This window comes from Providencia sp. PROV174, assembly GCF_028480685.1.
GTDB lineage: Bacteria > Pseudomonadota > Gammaproteobacteria > Enterobacterales > Enterobacteriaceae > Providencia > Providencia rettgeri.
Genome location: NZ_JAMPOT010000017.1, coordinates 57582 through 82833, shown reverse-complemented (window position 1 = coordinate 82833; position 25252 = coordinate 57582). Strand labels below are relative to the sequence as shown.

The 25252-nt window shown below is 40.2% G+C and carries 19 protein-coding genes; 7 read left to right on the top strand and 12 right to left on the bottom strand.

Translation table 11 applies throughout. The features are described from left to right. Positions 1 to 11: 11 nt before the first annotated feature. The 6 genes from PSE60_RS14965 to PSE60_RS14940 form a co-directional block, all read right to left on the bottom strand. The gene (locus PSE60_RS14965; RefSeq protein WP_210840082.1) at positions 12 to 2090 is read right to left on the bottom strand and encodes an ABC transporter permease; all 2079 of its coding nucleotides are present in this window, start codon (positions 2088 to 2090) and stop codon (positions 12 to 14) included. 203 nt (positions 2091 to 2293) lie between these two features. Next, positions 2294 to 3325 (bottom strand): ABC transporter substrate-binding protein, encoded by a 1032-nt coding sequence (locus tag PSE60_RS14960; RefSeq protein ID WP_004912741.1) that lies wholly within the window; start codon positions 3323 to 3325, stop codon positions 2294 to 2296. A 14-nt stretch (positions 3326 to 3339) separates the two neighbouring features. Next, entirely contained in the window at positions 3340 to 4665 is a 1326-nt protein-coding gene (uhpC, locus tag PSE60_RS14955) for an MFS transporter family glucose-6-phosphate receptor UhpC (RefSeq protein WP_210840081.1), read from the bottom strand. 106 nt (positions 4666 to 4771) lie between these two features. Beyond that, positions 4772 to 6298 (bottom strand): MASE1 domain-containing sensor histidine kinase, encoded by a 1527-nt coding sequence (locus PSE60_RS14950; RefSeq protein ID WP_272665906.1) that lies wholly within the window; start codon positions 6296 to 6298, stop codon positions 4772 to 4774. Positions 6299 to 6305: 7 nt separating this feature from the next. Next, on the bottom strand, positions 6306 to 6932 hold the full coding sequence (locus PSE60_RS14945; protein WP_210840079.1) for a response regulator transcription factor: 627 nt from the start codon (positions 6930 to 6932) through the stop codon (positions 6306 to 6308). A gap of 218 nt (positions 6933 to 7150) precedes the next feature. Further along, entirely contained in the window at positions 7151 to 8185 is a 1035-nt protein-coding gene (locus tag PSE60_RS14940; RefSeq protein ID WP_272665905.1) for a methyltransferase, read from the bottom strand. Positions 8186 to 9381: 1196 nt separating this feature from the next. Here PSE60_RS14940 and PSE60_RS14935 point away from each other — a divergent pair. The 5 genes from PSE60_RS14935 (at position 9382) to glnB (ending at position 15050) form a co-directional block, all read left to right on the top strand. Continuing rightward, complete coding sequence (locus PSE60_RS14935; protein WP_210840043.1) at positions 9382 to 10821, top strand: sensor histidine kinase; 1440 nt, start codon at positions 9382 to 9384, stop codon at positions 10819 to 10821. Then, entirely contained in the window at positions 10821 to 11651 is an 831-nt protein-coding gene (gene qseG, locus PSE60_RS14930; protein ID WP_210840042.1) for a two-component system QseEF-associated lipoprotein QseG, read from the top strand. The genes PSE60_RS14935 and qseG overlap by 1 nt, the downstream gene beginning before the upstream one ends. Continuing rightward, positions 11648 to 12988 (top strand): two-component system response regulator GlrR, encoded by a 1341-nt coding sequence (glrR, locus tag PSE60_RS14925; RefSeq protein ID WP_210840041.1) that lies wholly within the window; start codon positions 11648 to 11650, stop codon positions 12986 to 12988. Before qseG ends, glrR begins: the two co-directional genes overlap by 4 nt. Before the next feature lie 88 nt (positions 12989 to 13076). Continuing rightward, positions 13077 to 14699: an NAD+ synthase gene (locus PSE60_RS14920; protein WP_004912723.1), complete on the top strand. Its 1623-nt coding sequence runs from the start codon at positions 13077 to 13079 to the stop codon at positions 14697 to 14699. 12 nt (positions 14700 to 14711) lie between these two features. Continuing rightward, positions 14712 to 15050: a nitrogen regulatory protein P-II gene (gene glnB / locus PSE60_RS14915; protein ID WP_004912721.1), complete on the top strand. Its 339-nt coding sequence runs from the start codon at positions 14712 to 14714 to the stop codon at positions 15048 to 15050. A 188-nt stretch (positions 15051 to 15238) separates the two neighbouring features. Here glnB and hmpA read toward each other — a convergent pair whose 3' ends face one another. After that, on the bottom strand, positions 15239 to 16438 hold the full coding sequence (hmpA, locus tag PSE60_RS14910; protein WP_210840039.1) for an NO-inducible flavohemoprotein: 1200 nt from the start codon (positions 16436 to 16438) through the stop codon (positions 15239 to 15241). Positions 16439 to 16900: 462 nt separating this feature from the next. Between hmpA and glyA the strand changes: the two genes are divergently transcribed. Further along, positions 16901 to 18154, top strand: a complete 1254-nt coding sequence (glyA, locus tag PSE60_RS14905; protein ID WP_004912718.1) for a serine hydroxymethyltransferase — start codon at positions 16901 to 16903, stop codon at positions 18152 to 18154. Positions 18155 to 18235: 81 nt separating this feature from the next. Continuing rightward, a complete protein-coding gene (locus tag PSE60_RS14900; protein WP_115166964.1) occupies positions 18236 to 19387 on the top strand; it encodes a 3-phenylpropionate MFS transporter in 1152 nt (383 codons plus the stop codon). Between the two features lie 39 nt (positions 19388 to 19426). Here the strand turns inward: PSE60_RS14900 and PSE60_RS14895 are convergent, their stop codons facing one another. From PSE60_RS14895 to PSE60_RS14875, 5 genes are read right to left on the bottom strand one after another with little or no spacing between them, the layout of a single operon-like run. Then, on the bottom strand, positions 19427 to 20131 hold the full coding sequence (locus PSE60_RS14895; RefSeq protein ID WP_272665904.1) for a fimbrial biogenesis chaperone: 705 nt from the start codon (positions 20129 to 20131) through the stop codon (positions 19427 to 19429). 13 nt (positions 20132 to 20144) lie between these two features. Continuing rightward, the gene (locus tag PSE60_RS14890) at positions 20145 to 21224 is read right to left on the bottom strand and encodes a fimbrial protein (protein ID WP_336298617.1); all 1080 of its coding nucleotides are present in this window, start codon (positions 21222 to 21224) and stop codon (positions 20145 to 20147) included. Positions 21225 to 21235: 11 nt separating this feature from the next. Then, entirely contained in the window at positions 21236 to 23740 is a 2505-nt protein-coding gene (locus tag PSE60_RS14885; RefSeq protein WP_272665902.1) for a fimbria/pilus outer membrane usher protein, read from the bottom strand. A 14-nt stretch (positions 23741 to 23754) separates the two neighbouring features. Continuing rightward, complete coding sequence (locus tag PSE60_RS14880; RefSeq protein ID WP_272665901.1) at positions 23755 to 24444, bottom strand: fimbrial biogenesis chaperone; 690 nt, start codon at positions 24442 to 24444, stop codon at positions 23755 to 23757. 49 nt (positions 24445 to 24493) lie between these two features. Continuing rightward, entirely contained in the window at positions 24494 to 25084 is a 591-nt protein-coding gene (locus tag PSE60_RS14875; protein ID WP_272665900.1) for a fimbrial protein, read from the bottom strand. Positions 25085 to 25252 lie beyond the last annotated feature (168 nt).

Sequence of the window (25252 nt, the reverse complement as noted above, 5' to 3'; positions counted from 1 at the left end):
TTACTCCATGATTACTGTGCATTTTTGGCTTTGGAACGTGAAACACGGGCTTCGCCAATCAAATAGTCAAATAAGAAAATAATTGCCAACATTACGACAATCAGGATTGAGCCATAGGCAATGGCAACGCCATATTCACCGTCTTCTACACGGTTTAAAATATAGGCTGTTGCGACGCGAGTATCAGGAGTAACTAAGAATACAATCGCACTGACAGTCGTGATCGCACGGACAAAGCTATAAATCAGCGCCGATAAAATGGCTGGGCGCAACAAGGGTAGCAGAATAAAGAAGATGGTACGCATTGAACCTGCCCGTAAGCTGAGAGAGGCTTCATCCAATGATTTATCAATTTGGCCTAAGCCTGCAATACCTGCGCGGATCCCGACAGGAACATTACGCATAGTCATTGAAATAATAACAATGGCAGCTGTCCCTGTTAAATAAAACGGTGAGTCGTTAAAGGCTAAAATGTATGACACACCCGCAACAGTTCCTGGCACCGCAAAGCACAGCATCGTGGTAAATTCGATAGTCTTTTTACCGCGGAACTCTTGGCGAACCACAATATAGGCAATAAGTAAGCCAAGAATCGCGGTGATGGGAGCGGCAATACCAGCGTACAGAAGCGTATCCAACAATGACGGCCACGCACCATCGCTCATACCTTGACCGAATAATTTAATAAAGTTATCGAAGGTTAAAGTGTAATCAACACCCCAGTTAACAGTGAAGCTACCGTAGAAAATACTGCCGTATAACAAGACGTTAAATGCAACCCAAATCGCTAAGAAAGTGGTTACGATAGTAATTAATGACGTTGGTAACGGTTGAACATCACCACGGTAAGATTTTCCTGATACGGTGACATAGGAGCGTTTACCTATCCACATATACTGAACACAAAAGACTAATAGTGAGAACACTAATAGTGATGCACCCAAGGTACTGGCGGCTTGATAATCCAGTTGTGAACCAGTGATATAAAAGTAAATTTGCGTTGCGAGTACGTCGAAGTTACCGCCTAAAACCAATGGGTTACTAAAGTCAGCGAGCGATTGTACGATGACGATTAAAAATGCGTTCGCCAAAGCAGGTTTCAGTAATGGCATAAAAACATTAAAGAAAGTTTGGTAACGGTTGGCACGTAAAGTATAAGACGCTTCTTCTAAAGATGGGTGAATGGTTTTAATCGCACCGTCTAAAATCATGAATGACATTGGAGTGAATGCCAGTACTTGCGCTAACCAAATACCCGTAAAACCATATAGCCAGTTGGTATTTTCCAGACCCATATAGGTCGCAAGGAATTCAGTAATATAGCCCGAACGCCCCATCATCAAGGTGACCCCTAGGCCAACCACAAATGGCGGAGTGACGATAGGCAAAATAGAAAAAACACGGCCAATGATGGCAGAGCGCTTAGCAATACGCGTCGTATAAATGGCTAAAATTAAGCCAAAGAAAGTACAGCCAGCCCCTACCGCTAACGATAAAAATACTGAGTTAATAATAACTTGGACAATGTGAGATTGCGTCAGAATTGCCACAAAGGCGAATGGTGCAAAGTCCCCATTCCCATCAGTAAACATCGGAATGAAAATAGCGACACTCGGGAACACAATAAACAGGGTTATCAAAGCAACAACGGTGATCAGCGAGCCAATAACGAATTGGTCTCCACCGAGCCACTCAAGGCGGGTTAACGCCAGTGTCATCACCATACCCAAGGCGATAAATAGTACAATAGTTGAGTAACCTAACCCTTTTCCTTCAAAATAAGAGGTTAAGATCACCACGGCTGCGGTGACAACTGCTACGCCAATATCGAAATAATGCCGTGTTTTATGATAACGATCCGCTGGTGTTAACGGGCGAATAAATAAAATGGACGGTAATAAATACCAAAGCCAGCTAATGTTTAGTCCACTCCAACCGTAAGCTGCTATGATTTCGTCTTGTGTTGAGTCAAGTACGCCATAGTCTAAGCTCCAAGAAGGCAGCAACGCGAAACCTAGCCAAGCAATCAACAGCCAAAAAAATATGCTATCTTTTTTGGTTGGGGTCGATAAGGTTAGGGTTTGAGACATAGTTCCCCCTAAGCTCGTCATATTTTGCGTTGTCACGGTGTTGGCTTCACTTCGTTACCCTAGTCACATACTTACTGTATGCGCCTAGGGATAACGTTATGCGCGGCTGGCGACAACTCAAATTATTCAGAGCTTAATTAAATTTAATTTTTATTTTAGTTTAGTAAGAGCTCAGTGCGGTGGATGACCACCGCACGAGATAGCTATTTGCTCATTTTGACTTCTGTTACCCATTTATTGATAAGGTTCTTACGGACATCAGCATCACCGTATTTGTCCATATCATAATTAATTAGGTTTAACTCATTGAGTTTTAATGAAATAGGAGAGGACTCTGCCGTTGTATTGGTTAAGATTTGGTAAGATTTACCTTCTTTCCAACTTAACTCTTGGGCTTCTTTCGATAAGACGAAATCAACAAACAGTTTCGCGTTATCCATATTGCGTGCATTTTTTAGGATACTGATCCCGCCAATTTCATAGCCAGTACCTTCGCATGGTGCGATAAGCTCTAATGGCGCGCCATTTTCCACTTCTAATGAATAATCATGTAAGAAACCAATACCAATGGCGGACTCACCGCGGGCGGCGTTACGTGCTGGGGCAATACCTGACTTAGTATATTGAGAGATATTTGAGTTTAATTTTTTCAGGTAATCAAAGGCTTGCTCATTACCCCATAATTGGTCGAAAGTGGCTAATGCGGTATAAGCAGTTCCTGAACTTTGTGGGTCTGCAATTTGAATCTCACCTTTATATTCAGGTTTAGTTAAATCTTTCCAGCAAGTAGGGATAGGTAAACCTTTCTCTTTTAGACGGTCTTTGTTAACGCCAAACCCTAAAATACCGATGTAAACAGCAGAAGAATAATTGCCTTTACGCTTTGCGGGATCTTGGAACTGCGGCATGATCTCAGCCAGATTTGGCGATTTGTATGGTTCAAGCAAATCCATTTCCCCTGCTTGTGAGTGGGGGTCTAATGTACCGCCGTACCACACGTCAGCTTGTGGGTTACGTTTTTCAGCTTCGATTTTGGCTAACGTACTGCCAGAACCATTACGCACAAAGGTGGTTTTGACATCATATTTCTTAGCAAAAGCCTGCGTTTCCGTTTCACACATGGCGTTAGTGGCGCTACAGTAAACAACTAAACGGCCCGCAGCATTTGCAGTGGTAGTAATCGCTGCGAGGGATAAGCCAGCAGCAACAAGCGTAGAGAGAGTTTTCAGTTTCATTGTCAGTCCTTTATTCAGGTTTTATTATCAGAGGGTGAAACAGTGCCTGCTAAATGCTCTCGTTTGCTGACATTGGCAATCAATAGAGGCATTAGCAGTAATCCCATCAAAGCCGCAGCACTCGCTAGTAAAGAAAACATTCCTGACCAACCATAGTGTGCAATGACTTGAGAGAGTGGCCATCCCGCAATTGCAGCGCCTAAATAGGCATACAATCCAAGATAGCCAGTTACCGCTCCAGCTGCTTTTTTATGACAATATTCTGTTGCAGCTAGACCGATTAACATTTGTGGACCAAAAACAAAAAATCCAATCGCAAAGAAACATGCAGCCAATAAAGCATAGTGATGAATTGGCGTTAACCATAAGGCACTTACTGAGACACAAAGACCCAATGAAAACAGCAGGATCATGGGCGCTCGTTGGCCACGAAACAGAATATCAGAGCCCCAACCAGAGCAGAGTGCACCTAATAATCCGCCCAGCTCAAATAACGATAATGTTGCATTCGCACTGAGTAAATTGGTGCCATGTTTTTCTGTTAACCATAAATTTCCCCAATCGTTTATCGCCATGCGGATCAGATAAACCAAAATATAGGAGAAGCCCAGTAACCAAATCATACGGTTAAAAATGATGGCATCTTTTAATATTACTAGCATTGGCATTGGCGGTGATAAGCGTTCTTGGCGCATTTCCAAGACATCGTGTCGCCACAGCCCAACACTTGGTAGTTGCTCTTCTTGCGGTGTGCCGCGTAATTGGCGACACAACCATAGCCCAATGATGACACCAATGATCCCGGGAACAATTAAGGCCATTTGCCAACTGTATTGGGTTGCTAATAATGCCGTCAGCAAGGGAAGCAACATTCCCCCTAGATTGATGGAGATATTCCACAGTCCCCACCAAAACCCGCGTTCATTGCGTGAATACCAGTTCGTTAGAATGCGTGCACAAGGTGGCCAGCCCCAACCTTGAAAAAAGCCGTTTAGTGTCCAGACAATTAATAACGCTGGAAATGATAAGCAGTAGGCAAAAATAATATTCAGTAGCCCTGTCATCACTAAACCGGCACCCATAAACCAACGGTATCCTGTGATATCGTGGAAGATCCCCGATAAAAACTTAGAAATACCGTAGGTTAAATAAAAGGCAGTCGCTATCCAGCCAATGTCGCTTTTATCGAGAAACAGCTCGTTTTGCATCACAGGCATCACGAAATTAAAACTCTTTCGCGTAAGGTAAAAAGTGGCATAACCAATAATCATTGATAGCATTAAGCGGCGACGCCAAAAACGATACGTGTTATCCAGACTCAACGTGTCTTTACCTGTCATAGGGCGGTTTCTCTTGTTAGGCAAAATGTAATCAAATTTTTAACAAAAAGGATGAGAGAAGGTATTAGAGGGCTAGGAATTATTCCTAGTTTTACGATGTTTTATCTCAAAATGTGGGCAAGTTAACACTTATTTGTGTACCGTTTAGGGTTGTTAGTGTCCAGTCACCGCCTAAGGCTCTCACTCGCTCTTCAATACCGCGCAAACCAAAGCCACTCGTGCGTTTGCTAAATGGAATACCGACACCATTATCATTAACAATAAGCTGGATCGAGTCACCTATTTGCTCAAGTGAAATGTGGATTTGTGTGGCTTTTGCATGTTTACTGATATTGTTAAGTAGCTCTTGAACGAGGCGATAAAGCGTAAACAACACCGTTTCATTGATCGGCGTTGTTTGTAAGCCATAATGAAAGTGGCACTGAATATTATTCTGTGGAAAAGAAAATTCAGCAATTAAGTGTGTTAGTGCATTTTCAAGAGACATTTCATCTAACACAGGAGGGCGCAATTGGCGCAATAATTGCCGCGTAGATTGATGAATTTGCTGCGCTAATTCATTTATTTGACTGGCTGCTTGGTGGCTGATGTCATCTGTCGCTGTTTTTTTCACTAGCATCGACTGAATTTGAATAGCAGTAATATTTTGTCCAATTTCATCATGCAGCTCACGGGCAATCGCTTTTTTGATATCTTCTTCGGTGTGCACGAGCTGCAACATTAAGTCGCGCCGTGTTTTTAGTTCTTCTTCTAAGCGCTGGCGATAACGTTGTAGATTACTTGCCAGCTGTTTTTGTCGGCTAATTGCTATCCCAAGGCCAATACCAATTAAGGCTTGAGTGCTGAGAAACATTTCTAATTCTTCTAAATCAGCAAATGCACCGTGGAATTGCCGCGCAAAAGTAATGATTAAACTACCTAATAATGCAGAAAGTACGCCACCTTGCCAGCCATAACGATATGCCATAAAAACGTTAGGAATAAACACCAGTAAGACAATTAACCGTTCAATTTCGGGAGCAAAAAATACTTGGGCGCTGAGCCCAACGACACAAAATAGAAAACACCAAACAATCAAAGAGGTTCGTAATTGTTTATCTGGCGTCCCATAATCAAGTAGCATTTGGTAGTGTTGTTCGTGTAGATATTCATAAATAAGGTAAACAAAAGGAGAAAGTAGTATCCCTCCGGTGAATGTTGTTAGGAATAATTGGCTAATAGAACAAGATGATAACCCACTGAATAATAAAGCATGCAATACACTATTTGCCGCAACGCCTGCGAGTAATAATAACAACCGCTGCCAATATAACGTATAACGCCACCAGATATTTTGAATAACAAAAGCCACACCGAGACTTAATAACGGTGATAACAGTAAAATAGGTTGGAAGAGAAGTTGTTCTGATGATAACCAAAAATTTAATATCCCTTCGCTAAGCAGTAGTGTTGGCCAGTAGCGTCTCCAAAGGATAATCATCAATGCTAGGCGTAAGCCTTGTGGCAGAAATAAAGTTGCCTGAAAACTGTTTTGACTTAAATAAAAGCCGATAATCCACAAGCCAATCCATAACAAGGAATAGGTAAAAAATAAGAAGATGGATTGCAGCGTTAACCGTAAGCTTTTATTCATGCCTGAATTACCGTGAAATTAGGTTATGTTCTAACGCGTAGTGAACAAGGTCGATGGTATTTTCGCATTGCAATTTGCCTAGTATATTTGCGCGGTGAACATGCACGGTTTTATGGCTTAATTCAAGTTGCTCTGCGATCACTTTTACACTCAAGCCAGCAACTAATAAATCAAATACTTCCCGTTCCCGAGGTGTCAATTCATGTAGACTTTGCTGTTGCTTAGGAGAGTGGCGTAGTGCTCGCATAGCATCGGCACATAAATAGCAGCCGCCTTGGTGGACAGAGCGAACCGCTTGCACTAACTCTTCAGGGCCACAGCGTTTAGTTAAATACGCACTGGCTCCCGCATCTAAAGCGCTTTGCACAAAGGCAGGGGTATCATAAATGCTCAATATAATGGTGCGAAAATCAGGCTTTTTTTGACGCAACCGTGATAAAAGTTGTAAACCGTTTTCATCTGGCATTGAAATATCCATGATGGCGACATCAATATCTAAATTGAGTAAATTCGGCCATGCTTCTTGGGCATTTGCATATTGCCCAACAACTGAAATATCGGGTTCCAGTGTTAAAAGTTGTGCGAAACCAGAACGCACAACCACGTGGTCATCAACTAAAGCGATTTTTATCATATTTTTTATCAATTTGATGAGTAGGGTATTGGGAAATCTTATATCAAGACGAGAAGAGATAAGCTACTAACATAATTTAGAATTAGGATATTCATCAGAAAAGCAGGAGGAAGTCATGAAAATATGCCAATAGCCACAATACAGCTAAATACTGATAAGGTAATAAAACGAATGCTTGATGTTCTATTACCTGATGGTTATACAGCGTTTGCTTACATTTAAATAGGTAGCACTTCAATGAGCTTAACATGGGTACCTGTGCTAATAATTTGATTAAGCTTCAACCCAGCTTGGGAAAAAAGAGCCTCAAATTCTGCTTTGGTATGCTCACCGCCTTCAGAGGACAATTGAATGCAAATTAAATCGAGCTCTTTACCAAAGTCAGGGGTGTTATCATCGGCAACAATACAATCAACTAAGAGTAGCTTAGCGGTTTCTTTCATCGCACGGCGAATGGTGGTTAAAATTTCAACAACTTGTTCATCCGGCCAATCATGACTGATGTATTTTAATAAAAAGATATCGGCATCTGGGCATTTTTCAAAGAATGAACCGGGGTAAAGAGTCCAACGTGAACTATCGTTTAATGCATGTAGGACATGATTTTCTAACACATGCTCTCTGTCGAATAGAATGCCGTTTACGGTTGGGTTTTGTTGGAGAACTTCAAGAAGTAAACTACCAAAGCCACCTGCAATATCTGCAACAGTGGCATTTTCAGGGAAATTATAATGCTTAACGACATAATGGTTTTCCAAAGCAGACATGGAGGACATTCCATTATGAAAGTTATCAGCTAAATCAGCATTTTTTTCCCAATACTCGAAAAAATTACAGCCAAACAAGTTCTCAAATACAGGTTGTTTTAACGCAAGCTCACCTAACTGATAAAGTGGCATCCAGAAGGTTTGGTCGGTGAGCATTAAGACCGCTTGACGCAATGAATATGGGTGGTTTGCCATCAGGAAGCGGGCTTCTAAATTTAATGCAAACCGTGAATTACCCACAGATTCAAATATGCGGTGGCTCGCGAGTAGGCGTAGTATTTGATTAAGCGTGCGTTCTCGTCCCCCGATTTCTTGTGCCAACTGTTTCGCTGTTTTGGGCCCACTCTCCAAATGCTCAGCCAGATTGAGCTGTACTGCAGCACGTAATGCGGCTTGGTAAGAAAAACCAATGGCTTGTTGTAACACATATTGGCTAGCACTGAGTTCACATGATTTATTGTCTATTATCATCGTTCTATGTTCCATGGAATCCCCTACGATAAATTAATGGAAAAATGAATTCATTTCTTTGGTTTAAGTATTATCTGGTTTTGAAAAATAACAACCTATTCCCTTTAAATAAATTGCTGATTATTTTTAATTTAATTTATTGATTTTCATTAATAATAATGGTTTTGGTTAGTTGTGTGCTATTTTTCGGATGCTAATAAGTTATAAATATATTTAATGTTCTTTGACTGGAATTAACAAATTTGATTATACGTCACCCAAAAATGCGTATGTCTAAAATTGGCGACAGACGCCACTTTAGAGTGTCGTCAAAAGGAGACATTTATCTTATTGATAAATATAGATTTATAAATTTGATGTTAAGGGTGTCTTAAATTAGCGACAATATGGAGAAAGAGATAAGCCGTTTTAGTGTATCCAGAATCAATGAATAGACAGTAAAAAATAAATAATATTATTTTTCAATTAGTTAAAGAGTGACTTGAAAAGTTGGCACGGCATGTGCATAATAATACTCAGTTGCTCATTCAACTTCTTATGTAGGTCCAAAATTAGTTGGGTACATACCACATAAACCAAGAATGACGCCAAAGTAAGGTGCCTACCGTCCAACAGCACAGATATTCGCCTACGGGCCTTATCAAACACAGGGCGACACGTGGAGTGAGGCACCACCTATATAATTATCTTTAATGTAAAGACATAATTATATAAAAGCAGTAACCATCAGAGTCGTTGTTATCGCTGGCGGGGTAAAGGTAAGTCCTTTATCCCGCCTTCCTATTTTATGCCCACCATAATGCCCGTCATACTTCGAACCGCAGCGTTGTTACCTGCGTTCAGCCACTCTAGTCACATACTTTTGTATGCTACTAGAGATATCTTCACTTGGCGCCTAGCTGCAATTCGAATTATTTAGGACATAGCTAAGTGTTTTATTTTTAAAGAAAAAACTAAAGAAAAGCCGAAAGAATTCATTTAGTAAGACCTATCGATTCTTTTATGCTTTCGTTTATGCGAAAAAGGAACATCCGGGTGATGAATATACCTATCTGAAAATTATCATTTTTTACCAATTAACTTGGCACGTTCATTGCTTTTTGATTGTTACACTTAGTCTGATTTTAACGCTATGGGACACATAATTTGGATTGTGCTTTTCGCATGACAAAGAGTTCTGCTACCATTGCAATACGTTTAATGGGTATGAGATGAATGTATTGAGTAAATGGCGTTTTTTCCCGCGCTCCTTGCGCCAACTCGTTGTGATGGCATTTTGGCTTGTACTACTTCCTTTATTAGTACTCGCTTACCAGGCGTATCAAAGCCTGGAGCAACTCAGTAACCAAGCTGCCAATATCAATAAAACCACGCTGCTTGACGCACGGCGTAGTGAGGTCATGAGTAGTCTCGCCTTAGAGATGGAGCGAAGCTATCGGCAATACTGTGTTTTACAAGATGCCACCTTGCAAACGCAATATCAGAAACAGTTTGCAGATTACCAGCAAATGTTCGAGCGTCAAAAAACAATCTTACCCACTTCGTCAGACACCTCCGCATTGGCTAACACTTTGGATGTACTTAAAACAGTCACTTGTGAAAATAATGAGCCAACAGAAAAAAACACACTAGCCTTAGAACAGTTTTCTGCCGAAAATGCCTCATTAGTGCAAGAAACTCGAGATGTGATTTTTAGCCGTGGAGAACAGCTACAAAAAGCAATTGCGAATAAAGGTCAATTATTTGGCTGGCAGAGCTTAATTTTATTCTTATTAAGCGCTTTGCTAGTGGCATTATTCACTAGGATGATTATTGGCCCAGTTAAAGCTATCGAACGAATGATTAACCGTCTTGGAACTGGACGCACGATAGCCAATAATATTGAGCGCTTCAAAGGTCCTAGGGAGCTACGGACAATCGCGCAGCGTATTATATGGTTAAGTGAGCGATTAGCATGGCTTGAATCACAACGTCATGAATTTCTTCGTCATATTTCGCACGAATTAAAAACGCCTCTTGCAAGTATGCGTGAAGGAACGGAGTTACTTGCTGATGAGGTAGCCGGGCCATTAACGGTGTCTCAAAAAGAAGTTGTAGAAATTTTGGATCACAGCAGTAAGCATCTTCAGCAACTTATTGAGCAATTACTTGACTATAACCGTAAGCTCGTAGATACCCCACCGGAAGCACAGATTGTTGATTTACAAAAACTCATTGACGATATTGTCAAAGCGCATAACTTACCCGCACGGGCTAAAAACATCAAAACAGAAGTGCGTTTAAAAGTGGATAGCTGTTTAGCTGAACCCTCACTTCTTGGGAGAGTTATTGATAATATCTATTCCAATGCGGTGCACTATGGTGGCGAATCAGGTAATATTTGGATCTCTAGTCGCCAAACAGGCAATAAACTGCTAATTGAAGTTGCGAATACGGGTACGCCAATTCCTGAATCTGAGCAAAGCATGATTTTTGAACCTTTCTATCAAGGTTCATTGCAAAGAAAAGGTGCTGTTAAAGGAAGTGGGCTAGGGCTGAGTATTGCGCAAGATTGTATTAAACAAATGGGGGGCGAGCTTTCTCTTGTTCCCACTAAATCAGCAGATGTCTGTTTTAGAATTGAACTGCCTCTAACCGCAGAGAATGAATAATGGTAAATCGGTCTACAGGTGTTTGGGCGGTACTTTACCGTAATGCATCGTTAAGTAAACATAGTCAAAGAGTACCTTATGTGATGAGACGTACAGGGCTCAATTTTGGGGCGGTCTTATTTTCCCTAATCTTAAGTGGATGTGTCGCTAAAAATGGTCAGTCACCGCTCGAAACTCTAGCACAAGTCGTTGTGCCTGAGGTAAAAGTTACGGACTACCGGTATACATCATGTGAAACGATCTGGAATAATGACCAACCTACTGCACGGGAAAACGCGCTATTTTGGTTGCGAATGATGGACTGTGCCGATCGCACTGAAACCAGTCAAGCACGTGATGAAGCAGGTAAAATCGAGGTAACAAACTGGTCGAGTGCATTTCAACAAAATATATTGTTGAATTCTGCTGACCCGTCTATTGCTGAGCGCCGCAAAATGCTTGATAGCATCAATACGTACAGTTTGAATTTTCCAACAGCAGTACGGCCATTATTACAATTATGGCGTGAGCAACAAGTCCAAATTATCAACTTGTCTGACGCGGGTGTTCGCTATAAACGCCTACAACAAGAAATGGATACAAAGCTCGACCGCTTGAAAGAAGATAATGCTAAATTGGCTTTCGAACTGAATACGACCTCCCGTAAGCTTGAAAACTTAACGGATATTGAACGTCAACTTTCATCTCGCAAAAAGAGCACGAACGAAACTGAAAAAGAGGTGGAAAATGGGGTTGAAGGAGATAAACCTATTTCCTCTGAAGAGCCAAAGCCTGATAGCAGTGTATCTTCTCCAGTAGAGCAAAACTCATCGGAGAATGAACAAAAATGACGAATCGTAAGTCAGCAAATTTATTACTCGTGGATGATGACCCAAGTCTTCTGAAACTGTTAGGTATGCGTTTGAGTAGTGAGGGTTTTAAAGTCACTACAGCAGAAAGTGGTCCTGAAGCACTAAAAATCTTACAAAAAGAAAAATTAGATTTAGTCATCAGTGATTTACGTATGGATGAAATGGATGGCATGGCGCTTTTCGATGAGATACAAAAAGCCCATCCAAACATGCCTGTCATTATATTAACAGCTCATGGCTCGATTCCTGATGCCGTCGCGGCAACACAACGAGGCGTATTTAGTTTTTTAACTAAGCCAGTCGACAAAGACGCATTATATAAAGCGATTGATGAAGCACTCGCACTTTCTTCAACACCCATGAGTGATGAAGAATGGAGCTCAGGTATTGTCACACGTAGCCCCTTAATGATACGCCTGTTAGAACAAGCGCATATGGTGGCACAATCTGATGTTAGCGTATTGATTAACGGGCAAAGTGGTACTGGTAAAGAGGTTTTAGCGCAGGCGATTCATAAAGCTAGCCCTAGGGCACGTAAGCCGTTTATTGCCATTAACTGTGGTGCACTACCTGAACAATTATTAGAGTCTGAACTATTTGGGCATGCAAAAGGCGCCTTTACTGGCGCAGTCAGTAATCGCGAAGGGTTATTCTTTGCTGCCAGTGGTGGAACGTTATTTTTAGATGAAATTGGTGATATGCCAATGCCATTGCAGGTTAAATTACTGCGGGTATTGCAAGAGCGCAAAGTTCGTCCTTTAGGTAGCAACCGTGATTTAGATATTGACGTACGTATTCTGTCTGCAACTCACCGTAACCTACCAAAAGCAATGGAAAAAAATGAGTTTCGTGAGGACCTTTACTATCGTTTGAATGTGGTTAACTTGCGTATTCCTGCGTTAAATGAACGTTCAGAAGATATTCCATTATTAGCTAATCATCTATTGCGTGAAGCTGCATCACGTCATAAACCTTTTGTACGTAGTTTTTCCAGTGATGCAATGAAATGCTTAATAACAGCGAGCTGGCCGGGCAATGTCCGTCAATTAGTGAATGTTATCGAACAGTGTGTTGCATTAACGACTTCTCCTGTTATAAGCGAAGCACTGGTCAGCCAAGCACTTCAAGGTGAAAATACGGCGCTACCAACATTTGTTGAAGCTCGCAATCAGTTCGAATTGAATTATTTACGTAAGTTATTACAAATGACGAAAGGAAATGTTACTCAAGCTGCCCGAATGGCAGGACGAAACCGTACAGAATTTTATAAATTACTTGGTCGTCATGATTTAGAAGCTAATGATTTTAAAGAATAAATAAGTATTATTTACCACATGGTTGTTATCGATTACATTATGTGGAATAAGGCAATTCATATTCACGCTCCGGGAGAAAAAACACCTTATGAGCCGTAAGCTTAATATTTCACTAGCACAACTTAATTGGTTAGTCGGTGATATCGAAGGCAACTGCGATCGCATGCTGCAAGTTGTGAGTGAACAAGCACCAAACACAGATATTGTCATGTTTTCAGAACTGTCTTTGACAGGGTATCCACCAGAAGATTTAATTTTCCGAGCTGATTTCGAGGACCGCTGTTTAGTACAACTTGACCGTTTGCAAAAAGCTAGCCAAGAAACGGCGATTATTGTTGGTCATCCATGGTATGAAGGGGATGATATCTATAATGCGCTGTCCTTTTTCTATCAAGGTAAATTGCACGCTCGCTATTTTAAACAAGAGTTGCCAAATTATGGTGTGTTTGATGAACCCCGTTATTTCACTGCAGATGAAAAATCCTGCGTTGTTGAATTTAAAGGTTATCAACTCGGTTTATTAATTTGTGAAGACATTTGGTATGACGAGCCAGTAGATGCAGTCAAAGGGGCGGGTGCTGAAATATTATTAACCATCAATGCATCTCCTTATGATATTCATAAAGAGCATATTCGAACCGACTTATTAGTCGAACATTGCAAACGCACTCATATGCCAATTGTGTATCTCAACCAAGTGGGTGGGCAAGATGAATTGGTGTTTGATGGTGGCTCAAAAGTCATTGCGAATAAAGGTAAACAAATCTTTAAATTGGCAGAATTTAAAGAGCAGGTGATCACAGTACAATTTGATGAACTTGCATTGGTGAGCGAAGGTAGCGTATTTATTGAGAATGACCCAGTTGCTCAGGTATACCAAGCTTTAGTTATGTCAACTCGTGATTATATCAATAAAAATGGTTTTAATGGTGCAATCTTAGGGCTATCAGGTGGTATTGACTCAGGGCTAACGGTGGCCATTGCCGTTGATGCTATAGGGAAAGAGCATGTACAAGCTGTCATGATGCCATTCCGCTATACTTCTGAAATGAGTATTCACGACGCTAAAGAGCAAGCTGATTTGCTTGGGGTTGAATTCGATATCGTATCCATCGAACCGATGTTTGATGCCTTTATGGCCCAGTTAACCCCGATGTTTGAAGGAACCGCGGTTGATACCACTGAGGAAAACTTACAAGCGCGTTGCCGAGCGGTTATTTTAATGGCAATGTCAAATAAACGTCGTCGCTTAGTGTTGACGACCAGTAATAAAAGTGAATCTGCTGTTGGTTATTCAACATTATATGGCGATATGGCGGGTGGCTTTGACGTATTAAAAGATGTACCGAAAACTCTCGTCTTTGAGTTAGCTAAATATCGTAATACATTATCTCCAGCAATTCCTCAACGTGTGATTGATAGACCACCGTCAGCAGAACTTGCTCCAGGGCAATTAGATCAAGACAGTTTGCCGCCTTATGATGTGTTAGACGCATTATTGGAAGGCTATGTGGAAAAAGACTTGTCAGTTAATGATTTAATCAAACTTGGTTTTGATAAAGACGTAGTGCGTAAAGTTGTACGTCTTGTTGATATTAATGAATATAAACGCCGTCAGGCTCCTGTTGGGCCACGTATTACGATGCGTAATTTCGGTAAAGATCGCCGCTATCCGATCACCTCAGGTTTTGGCCGTAAAAACTGGTCATAACAGGAATTATTTATGAAAAAAATTGATGCAATTATAAAGCCATTCAAACTTGATGATGTTCGTGAAGCATTGGCAGAAGTGGGTATTACCGGAATGACGGTAACTGAAGTGAAAGGCTTTGGACGTCAAAAAGGGCATACCGAGCTTTACCGTGGTGCAGAGTATATGGTTGATTTTTTACCTAAGGTAAAAATTGAAATTGTTGTCCCTGATGATATTGTTGAAAACTGTGTCGAAACCATTATGCAAACGGCACAAACGGGCAAAATTGGTGATGGGAAGATCTTTGTTTATGATGTAGCTCGAGTGATCCGTATTCGGACCGGCGAGCAAGATGAAGAAGCGATTTAATAAATTACGTTATGTGAAAATGCGGTAACGGAAAATACACAGGAATGGGATTAGAATTGCGTATTTATTATGCGAGTCCGTTACCGCTAAACTTAGAAAAATGGCAAACACTTAACCATTTAAACCATTTTCTTCAGTTAACATGTTTCAGAGAATGCTCTTCTAAACAGAAGAGCATTTTTTATCCATTAATTGAGGGGCAATACTTTGTGTGGTCCAAAACATTCATAGTGAATAGCATCGGCATCGACACCCATTGCAATTAGCTGTTTGCCTACGTGCTGCATAAAACCAACAGGGCCACAGAAATAGAATTGCATGTTCGGTTGTTCAATCCATTCACGTACCAATTCTAAATTCATTAAACCTTCATATTGGTAATCAAACCCGAGACGATCTTCCTCTCTTGGTTGATTAAACCAAATCGCAGATTGGCTGGTTTGTTGTTTTGCTAATAGTTGTTGAATTTCGTGCCTAAAGGCATGAACAGCACCATTTTCAGCGGCATGGAACCAATTAACTTGTGCATTGTGACCTTGTTCTGTTAGATGATTTAACATACTCAGCATTGGGGTTAAACCAACGCCTGCAGAGATCAAGGTAACAGGTGTCTGGTCATCAACATCAATGAAGAAATCACCACATGGTGGGGCGAGCAGTACACTATCACCTTCATTTAATTGTTGATGTAAGAAATTAGAAACGGAGCCTTGTTCTTCACGTTTTACTGCAATACGGTAGCTACGGCCATTAGGCGCGGTCGTTAGTGAGTATTGGCGGATTTCTTGGTTTTCAAATCCCTGATTGTTGACATAAATAGTGATATATTGGCCTGGACGGTAATCTGCGACGGGTTTCCCATCGACAGGTATGAATTCAAAACTGGTGATTACATCGCTTTGTGGTTGTTTTTGTTTCAATTTAAATTCACGTAAACCCTCCCAGCCTCCAATTTTATCTGCATTCTCTTGGTAAATGACTGCTTCACGACCAATAAAGATATCAGCTAAGACCCCGTAAGCTCTTCCCCAAGCATCAAGCACTTCTTGGCCTGGACTAAGTAGTTCATCGATAGCCGCCAGTAAATTTTCCCCAACAATAGGGTAATGCTCAGGTTTGATATTTAAACTAACGTGTTTTTGGGCAATTTTTTCAACCGCTGAAATCAGTGCTTCAGGGGTTTCAATATTTACCGCATAAGCACAAATAGCATTGAACAGCGCTTCACGTTGGTCGCCGTTCATTTGGTGAGTCATGTTAAAAATATCTTTTAGTTCAGGGTGTTGTTTAAACATCCGATCATAAAAATGTGCGGTTAGTTTTGGCCCTGTTTCAGCAATGGCAGGAATGGTTGATTTAACAATGGCGATGGTTTGGCTATCTAGCATACAGGTGCTCCTGAATTATTTTCATGTTCTCATCGTAGTGAGCGTAAGGCGTCAGTTTTTAGTTTTGTACAAACATATCCTTTTGCATCATTGGGATAAGTTTATTTCATCCCAATAAATCACTCTTTTTTGAGAGACATAAAGTTTATTTATAAACATGTATTTTAAATACAACTTATAATATTTAAGGTTTTATGTAAAGACTCAAACTGGGAAAATATGTCGGAATTAGGCACATAATGAGAAGGGGCTAGCAAATCTGGATGTTTCTACGTTAAAAATTAAAATTTAAGCTATTTTATAGTGGAGCCTTCAGAAGCAAATGAAGTGAAAAAAATTAATGCAATCGTTTGCGTATATTTTTTCTTTAGGGCTATCTCAAGAGAGAAAAAGAGTTTACACTGTGTGTCATTGCGATGAATCGATTTTCAACCTATTGAATTGCTGAGGCAGGAGAAGCGAATGTTAAAGCGTGAAATGAATATTGCTGACTACGATCCAAAATTATGGGAAGCAATGGAGCAAGAAGTACAACGTCAAGAAGAACACATTGAATTAATTGCTTCTGAAAACTATACCAGTCCACGAGTCATGCAGGCTCAAGGTTCTCAGCTAACCAATAAATATGCAGAAGGCTACCCAGGCAAACGCTACTATGGCGGTTGTGAGTATGTTGATGTGGTAGAACAATTAGCGATTGACCGTGCGAAAGAACTCTTTGGTGCTGACTATGCGAACGTGCAACCGCACTCAGGTTCACAAGCTAACGCTGCTGTTTACATGGCGTTATTACAACCAGGTGATACTGTTCTGGGGATGAACCTTGCACATGGTGGTCACTTAACTCACGGTTCACCAGTTAACTTCTCAGGTAAACTGTATAACATCGTGCCTTATGGTATCGATGAAAGCGGTAAAATTGATTACGATGATATCAAAGCGCAAGCTGAAAAACATAAACCAAAAATGATTATCGGTGGTTTTTCTGCGTATTCAGGTGTGGTTGATTGGGCAAAAATGCGTGAAATCGCAGATGGCATTGGCGCTTATTTGTTTGTGGATATGGCTCACGTTGCAGGTTTGATTGCTGCCGGTGTTTATCCAAACCCAGTTCCTCACGCACACGTTGTGACGACAACAACACATAAAACTTTAGCAGGTCCACGTGGTGGATTAATTTTAGCTAAAGGTGGTGACGAAGAGTTATACAAAAAAATCAATTCAGCCGTATTCCCTGGTTCTCAAGGTGGCCCTTTAATGCATGTGATTGCAGGTAAAGCGGTTGCTCTGAAAGAAGCGATGGAACCAGAATTCAAAGTTTACCAACAACAAGTGGCTAAAAATGCCAAAGCAATGGTCGACGTTTTCCAAAAACGTGGCTATAAAGTCGTATCTGGCGGAACGGAAAACCATTTGTTCTTAGTAGATTTAGTAGACAAAGACATCACAGGTAAAGATGCCGATGCTGCACTAGGCCGTGCAAATATCACGGTTAACAAAAACAGCGTACCTAACGATCCTAAGAGCCCATTCGTAACGTCAGGTGTACGTATCGGTTCTCCTGCAATTACACGCCGTGGCTTTAAAGAAGCAGAAGCGAGTGAGCTAGCGGGCTGGATGTGTGATATCCTAGACAACCTCAATGACGAAGCGACCATTGAGAGCGTAAAACAAAAAGTATTAGCAATTTGCAAGAAATACCCAGTTTACGCATAATTTAAACGACAATTCGTGATTAAAACCCGCTTCTACATGCATGTATGAGCGGGTTTTTTGCATTGAAAAAACGGAGGGATGATGGTCATTCCATCAACGCGTTGGCTAGCCATTGATTATTTTACCTACTTTTTTGCTTACAGTATTTTCTTACCATTTTGGTCAGTTTGGCTACAAGGTGAGGGAATTGATGCAGAAATGATTGGTGTTTTGTTAGGGGTAGGGTTAGCAGCCCGTTTCCTTGGCGCGATGTTCATTACTCCTTTAGTTAAAGAGCCCTCGAAACTGATTACTGCACTACGTTTACTTGCAGGGCTTTCACTCATTTTCTCTGTTGGTTTTGCTTTGGGCTCTCATTGGGCATGGTTGCTATTTGTAATGATAGGCTTTAACTTATTTTTTGCACCAATGGTCCCGCTGGGAGATTCACTGGCGGGGACATGGCAAAAACAATTTACCTTTGATTATGGCAAAATTCGCGTCTGGGGTTCGATAGCTTTTATTATTGGCTCCTCATTGATGGGTTATTTAGCAGGTGTTTGGGGTAATAAAGCCATCATGGTGGCGTTGATAGTAAGCTGTTTAGCATTATTACTCGGCGCAATGCTGAAACCGGCAATTATGCCAATGGGAGCGGCGAAAATTGAAGGTGGCAATAAAGTCACTTTTAAACAGTTGATTGCCGATAAAAACGTCGTTAGGTTTTTAATTTGTGTGACCTTATTACAAGGGGCCCATGCAGCTTATTATGGTTTTGCTTCCCTATTTTGGAAAGAGGCGGGTTATTCAGATTTAGTGATCGGTAATTTATGGTCGCTGGGTGTGGTTGCTGAAGTCATTGTATTTATGTTAAGTCACCGTTTGTTCCGGCGTTGGAGTGCGCGTAATTTACTGCTGCTATCCGCATTTTGTGGAATTATCCGTTGGGGGCTGATGGGGGCGTTTACTGCATTACCTGTGTTAATTGTAGTGCAAATTCTTCACAGTGGGACTTTTACGATTTGCCATCTAGCGGCAATGCGCTTTATCAGCGCAAGAAAAGAAAATGAAATTATCCCATTACAAGGTGTTTACTCTGCCCTCGCAACCGGTGGTGGGTTAGCCGTACTGACTATTATTGTGGGGTATATTTATGAACGAGTGCCTGCTCATCATGGTGTAGTTTTCTATTTAATGGCGCTTCTTGCTGTTCCTGCCGTGTTTATCCGCCCTAAAGTTGTAGCTCAATCCTAGTATTTATCAACCAAGCTATAAAAGGGTTTATACCTATTTTTATAGCTTGGTTTGGTACTGAATTTGTTTCCCTGTATCGTCAATATAAATCATTGTTATATTTTCCCCATGATTAATTGTGGCGGTTGAAGGGAAGATTTGTGATGAAAATGGCGCAATCATCGAACTTTTTGTAATAGAACGGCTTTCATTATTAGCTAGATAAATATTGGCAATACTTAAAAAATAAGGGGTCGGGTTGTTGACGATAATACCATCTTTAGCTAAATGGAATTGAATGTTATTGATTGAATCATCGGGTTTATTTATAAGCGCAATTGGTCGATAAAAAACTTTAATCCGTGTTTGAATGGCAAATTGTAGCAAATTTGCACTATTTATTTGTTTTGGCTTTGGCGCAATGTCTAATACATTTAAATAAAATACAGACTCTTTATTCGTAGGGAGTTTGTCGCCAATAAAGCGTATTCGTAATTGAACTCCGTCATTTGCCGCGATTTTAGTCATGGGGGGGGTCACAATAAATGGCGCGTTCGTCGTTTCTGGTGTTGAATCGAGGTTACCTTCATCCACCCAGCTTTGAGTCAATGTGGCTTGTTCACTGTAATTAGTAAGTTGAATTCCGACGGCCTTTTTATCGCTAGGAAAAATAATTCGTGTTCCTTGTAAAACAAGGCTCGCACTTGTTTGGACGCTAAAAAATAGTAACGTAGCGAACCCTGTGATTTTAATTATTCCGGTCATAATATTTTCCTTTCTAATTGTATGACATCACCACGGTTGCAGTACTTGAGACTTGTCCTTGAATAACACTACTTGGGTTGTATGCATGGTAATAGGCACCTAAATTTACTGAAAAAGAAGGGGAAATCGGATTTCCCTTGAGAACAGTAAAAATATTTGTTGCCCCACTTTTATCTGCCACGCTATCCGAAAGTACTAATGGTGTATTGAGATTACTTGCGCTAACTAATCGGAAGCCAACACCCTTAGCTCCTTGACTAATGGTATTATTCAATGTTGTTTTATCATTTGAGAGCAGGTTGCTACTGGATAAAAAAATAGATACATCACGAGAAGCATTACCACCTGCTAAAAAATCTTGGCAGGTAAAATTAAGTGTAAATGGCGTGTAGCCTGCTCTGGTTACAGTTTTCACCACATTGATACTTACTGGGGGTAGTGCAACGACTAAACCTTGGTTAACAAAATTACAGGTAGTGAGAATGGGATTATAAGTTAAGGTCATTGGTTGTAAGTAGATATCATCGGCACTGGTTGGCCATTGTAGCGTTAACAGAAAAGTGACTAATTTGACTACAATATCTAATAACCACTGTAGAATTCCCAAGCTGGATGCATCAGAGGCGAGTACAATAGGGGTAATTGTGGCGGTACTTCCTGATACTTCGACATAGTTGGTTCCGGGTTTGGTTGTGAGCAAATTAAATTGAACGGTAAAATTTGTATCGAGCTCACTACCTTGATGTATACCTTCCGTAAGGCCGACAACCCTATCTTTTTCTAATGCAGTGACTGTAATTGAGACAAACTGCTTTCCACCATTAAAACCAATAGTGGCTGTTCTGCCTTGGAAAGGGGATGCAATACCGATAGAGTTAGGGAAAAGCAGCCCTCTTGCAGTACAGGTAAAAGTTCCAGGGTAGATGGTTCTGCTATTTTTACTAACTTGAGTCGATGTACTGGTAAGTTCGGTCGATAAATCAAAAGCAATAGCGGGAGCCGTCACCGTAGATGTTTGTCTACAATGTGCGGAGGAATACTGACTATAAGCCAATATACTGGAAAGCATCAGTGCTAAAGTGACTTTTTTCATCATATTTACCTTTATCGACAGAGGTTTTTGTTTTTATCCATCGTATTGAGTAGTGGCTCAATAACACATGTTTGTTTCCCTTTAAGCTTTATGTGCAATGCCATCGGTAATTGCTCACTTTTGATATACATCACGCCAGATTGACCGACATAACCAACACTTTGCTGTTTAGCATTTGTGATTTCTGTACCAAAAGGTAAGCTATCGCCATTAGCAAGCACGCCTCGGATGAGATAAGTTTGTCGTGTATCGGTTTCGAGTTTGATGTAATTCACCGCTCCTTGATATGGACTTACATTGGCCATATTACCGAGCACCTCTGCACCTGCGGTTTTTTCTGTATCTGTTAAGGTATAGGTATTGGTTCTATATGGTGTGGAATTGGCAACTAAAACAACACCTTGTTGGTTGGTTAAGGTGGTTTTATCGGCGTTGACCATCATGTTACTGGCCATTGGTGCGTCAATGATGGTATAGGTTTGCCCTGTTTCCCCTGAAAAAACAATATGTCCAGGGATAGCAACTAGAGTCCCTCTGGCGCCTAAACCAGTTTGGCGGTAATTATTGGCTTCGGTGTAAGATCCTGAAAGCGTGCTAGAGGGGAGCTGATAGCTGGCGTTGCCACCCACTAAGTTATTCCCACCGCTTTGATTTGTTGCAGTTAGCGTATAATTGACTTGGTCATTTTTACCTGCAATACCACTGACACTTAGCGTAGTTTGTTGGTAACGAGAGTCAGTGAAATAACTTCCCATACTAATATTGGCGCGTTTTTCAAATAAAGAAAAAGGAACACTAAAATTGGCATAGATACGTGTTTCTTCTTCGCTGTCGTAATTCCGAACACGTGAAACAGACACACTATAGGAAATATCGTTATAGTTGTTGGCATAGCCAGCTTGATATTCACGGCTATTACCGTTTGTATTCCAATAATCACGGTGTGTCCCCGAGATGAATACCGAACCATAACCATCAGCTAATTGTTGGTTTAAATTCAATGTAAATGTATTTTTAGCACGTGAACCGCGTAAGGCGTCATAATTAGTGAGTGAAAGTTCAGGTGGAATATTATTGCCGAGTTTTTCGGATAGCTGGTCTTGATAAGCTTTCCAAGCGCGATAATTGTCTTGAGAATAAATGGCATCAATAAAACTATAGTAACCACTAGTCGAATAACGATATGACGCCAAGGTTAAATTGGTCGACGTTGCGTTAATATATTTGTTATAAGTCAAGCGATAGCTTTGACCTCTATGATCGCCTGAATCTAATTTAGTATTTGCTTGCGTGATATCAGCTGAAATGGCCCCAAAACTAAAATTCCAACCACTCCCAATAACGCCGGAATAGTATTTTTCGCTAAATAACATTCCTGCATAAAGCGTCACTAAATTATTTAAACCATAGTGAAACTCGCCTTGAGTAAATTTGGGTTGGTAATGGGTACTATCGATTTTAGTTTGACCAACAATAAAATTGTAATTGTAGACACCTTGTTTGAGCATATCAGGTACAGCAGAATAGGGCACAGTAAAGGTTTCTTGCCTTCCATCAGCTTCTTGAATAACGACAAATAAGTCACCACCACCAGCACTAGGTTGAAGGTCATTAAATGCAAATTCACCAGGGGGAACGCTCTCTTGATAAACTAGATTATTATTTTGGTACACGCTGACTAAGGCATTTGTTTGAGCGACACCGCGTATAATGGGGACAAAATTTTGACTTGAATTTGGCAACATACTAGCTTCTGTTGCTAATGCAATGCCTCGAACTCGAATACTATTAAATAGGGCTGCTGGCGTATAAAAATCACCTAATTTCAACCCGGATTTGATTGCACTAAGGGGGCGGTAAACATAACGGGTACTGTTTTTCCATTTTTGGCTACTATGAGAGCTATGTCGATAGCTGGATTCATCTCTAAATTGCCAGGCGCCCAAATTAATGCCTGAATTTAAGGTCGCATAAAAATTGTCACTGCTGGTTTTTGAGTTTTTTTTCTCTTTGTAACTATAATAATTTGTATTATAAGAAAAAATAATTGCAGGCTCGCCATAATTCCAGAGACTGGGGTCAACATAGTTAGCTTCGAGTTGCTTCAGAGCGACTTGAGGGACGATAATATCGAGCCTCAAGTCGTTGATATTAAATTTATATTTTATATTGGGTACTAAATCATCTATAGGAATAAGTGGCTGTTGTTTGGTTTGCTCAATCACCTCAGCAGATAAATTCAGGTTTAATTTCTGTACATCAGCAGCAGCAAGGCTAATCAGTTTGCCATCATTATTGACATCAATTTCAAACTGACCTTTCCAATTATTATTGACATAAAGATCGGCTAATTGTTTACCTGATGGAATGTTATTGTCAGTATAGAATCGTGAAATATCTCCTTGCGCAGATTTGCCAACCAATAGGGAAGTCTCAAACTCGTCCGCTATTGAGTTCTTTTGATAACTTTGCAGTCCTATTAAGATTAGGAGATAGAGATAATTTTCTTTTTTCACGATGATTTCTTCTATTAAAGTTTAATATTTTTAGATTTGAAAACACCATAGTCATCCACATACATTACAATCATGTCGTGGTTTTTTATTATTCCTTTAATAGGGAATTCTTTTTCAGACATAGGGGCAATCATCGCAGAATCAGTTAATGAATTATTTTTATCGTCAGATGGTGTGATAGCTGCAATAGTTAAATGGTATTGCGAGTTATTTTTAACTAATATTTTATTATTTTTAATCTGGTAGCTTGCATTATTAATAACCTCATCGGGGGGGGAAGTTAGCCCAATAGGACGATAAAAAATTTTAATTCTTGAACGTGTGGCTAGTTGAATTGCATTTTTGCCTTTAGCAGATTCTGGCGTTTTAGGAATGTCTAAAACATTTAAGAAAAATACACTTTCAATATTTTCAGGAAGTTTTCCGGGTATTTTTTTAATTTTTAGTTGCTGACCTTGTAAACCTTCAATTTTAACAATAGGAGGGGATAAATAAAAAGGCGTTTCAGAATTCTCAGGCGTGGAATTTTCATCACCGTTATCTATCCATGACTGAACAAGAGAAGATGTTTTGCTGTTATTAGTTAATTGTACAGCAATACTATCAGCGTCAGCAGGATATATAATTCGAGTGCCTGTAATAATAACATTAGAAAATGTTGTGCTCGAAAATAAAATAGTGAGTAATAAAACTAGAGTTTTCATAATAGCATCCATTTAAAGCCAGGCTAATAAAAGCCTGGCTAAGTCATAATTATAAATAGGAAACTGTATATATTACGTTTGATTGCAAAAGACCGACTTTGGCAGCAGTTGTATTAGTTTTATAATAACTGGCTATTAAATTAAGAGTAGCTCCTGTTGCGCCACCAGTGTCAGCCCCTGTAAGGTTAGTATCAAAAGCTACATTGAGTGGAATTGCAGTGGTTGGAGTACTGGTTTTAGATAAACTAAACCCGACGTTTTTGGCAACGGAAGCATCATTTTCATTCACGGAAGTATTCACTAAATACAAACCGGAAGGCGAAATGTTACTTGATGAATAAAAATGTAATTTCAGATTACTGACTGGGACGCTTGCGGGCGCACAATCTGAGAAAGTTAAAGAAAATTGTTTTTGATTTTTAGAAATAACCGTTGCGGCAGTTATCCCTGCATCTGTTACGGTTATTGGGTCAAGAACAACAGTCATATCGGCACTATTTCCGCCATTAATGGTACAGGTTGTATCGCTTATTGCTCCAGAAATTGAAATAATTCCCCCAGCACTATTCGTTATTGCAAGTGCTGAGCCTGATATAACAGATAAAGAAAATAAAGACAGAGGTAGTATATATCTAGGCATAATTAACCCCATAAGGTCAAAGTAAGATAAAGTTATATAACTTTGATTAACAGCTGAATGTAAATTAGCTTTCTTGTTTTATGCTAGATATAAAATATATTTTTTTTCAAATTCAAAATTAAAAAAATAAATAATGAGATTGGTGTGTTTTTTATATGTATGAATTTA

Coding starts and splice junctions, on each gene's coding strand:
- PSE60_RS14965 (WP_210840082.1), bottom strand. CDS start 2,090: ATGTCTCAAACCCTAACCTTATCGACCCCAACCAAAAAAGATAGCATA.
- PSE60_RS14960 (WP_004912741.1), bottom strand. CDS start 3,325: ATGAAACTGAAAACTCTCTCTACGCTTGTTGCTGCTGGCTTATCCCTC.
- uhpC (WP_210840081.1), bottom strand. CDS start 4,665: ATGACAGGTAAAGACACGTTGAGTCTGGATAACACGTATCGTTTTTGG.
- PSE60_RS14950 (WP_272665906.1), bottom strand. CDS start 6,298: ATGAATAAAAGCTTACGGTTAACGCTGCAATCCATCTTCTTATTTTTT.
- PSE60_RS14945 (WP_210840079.1), bottom strand. CDS start 6,932: ATGATAAAAATCGCTTTAGTTGATGACCACGTGGTTGTGCGTTCTGGT.
- PSE60_RS14940 (WP_272665905.1), bottom strand. CDS start 8,185: ATGGAACATAGAACGATGATAATAGACAATAAATCATGTGAACTCAGT.
- PSE60_RS14935 (WP_210840043.1), top strand. CDS start 9,382: ATGAATGTATTGAGTAAATGGCGTTTTTTCCCGCGCTCCTTGCGCCAA.
- qseG (WP_210840042.1), top strand. CDS start 10,821: ATGGTAAATCGGTCTACAGGTGTTTGGGCGGTACTTTACCGTAATGCA.
- glrR (WP_210840041.1), top strand. CDS start 11,648: ATGACGAATCGTAAGTCAGCAAATTTATTACTCGTGGATGATGACCCA.
- PSE60_RS14920 (WP_004912723.1), top strand. CDS start 13,077: ATGAGCCGTAAGCTTAATATTTCACTAGCACAACTTAATTGGTTAGTC.
- glnB (WP_004912721.1), top strand. CDS start 14,712: ATGAAAAAAATTGATGCAATTATAAAGCCATTCAAACTTGATGATGTT.
- hmpA (WP_210840039.1), bottom strand. CDS start 16,438: ATGCTAGATAGCCAAACCATCGCCATTGTTAAATCAACCATTCCTGCC.
- glyA (WP_004912718.1), top strand. CDS start 16,901: ATGTTAAAGCGTGAAATGAATATTGCTGACTACGATCCAAAATTATGG.
- PSE60_RS14900 (WP_115166964.1), top strand. CDS start 18,236: ATGGTCATTCCATCAACGCGTTGGCTAGCCATTGATTATTTTACCTAC.
- PSE60_RS14895 (WP_272665904.1), bottom strand. CDS start 20,131: ATGACCGGAATAATTAAAATCACAGGGTTCGCTACGTTACTATTTTTT.
- PSE60_RS14890 (WP_336298617.1), bottom strand. CDS start 21,224: ATGAAAAAAGTCACTTTAGCACTGATGCTTTCCAGTATATTGGCTTAT.
- PSE60_RS14880 (WP_272665901.1), bottom strand. CDS start 24,444: ATGAAAACTCTAGTTTTATTACTCACTATTTTATTTTCGAGCACAACA.
- PSE60_RS14875 (WP_272665900.1), bottom strand. CDS start 25,084: ATGCCTAGATATATACTACCTCTGTCTTTATTTTCTTTATCTGTTATA.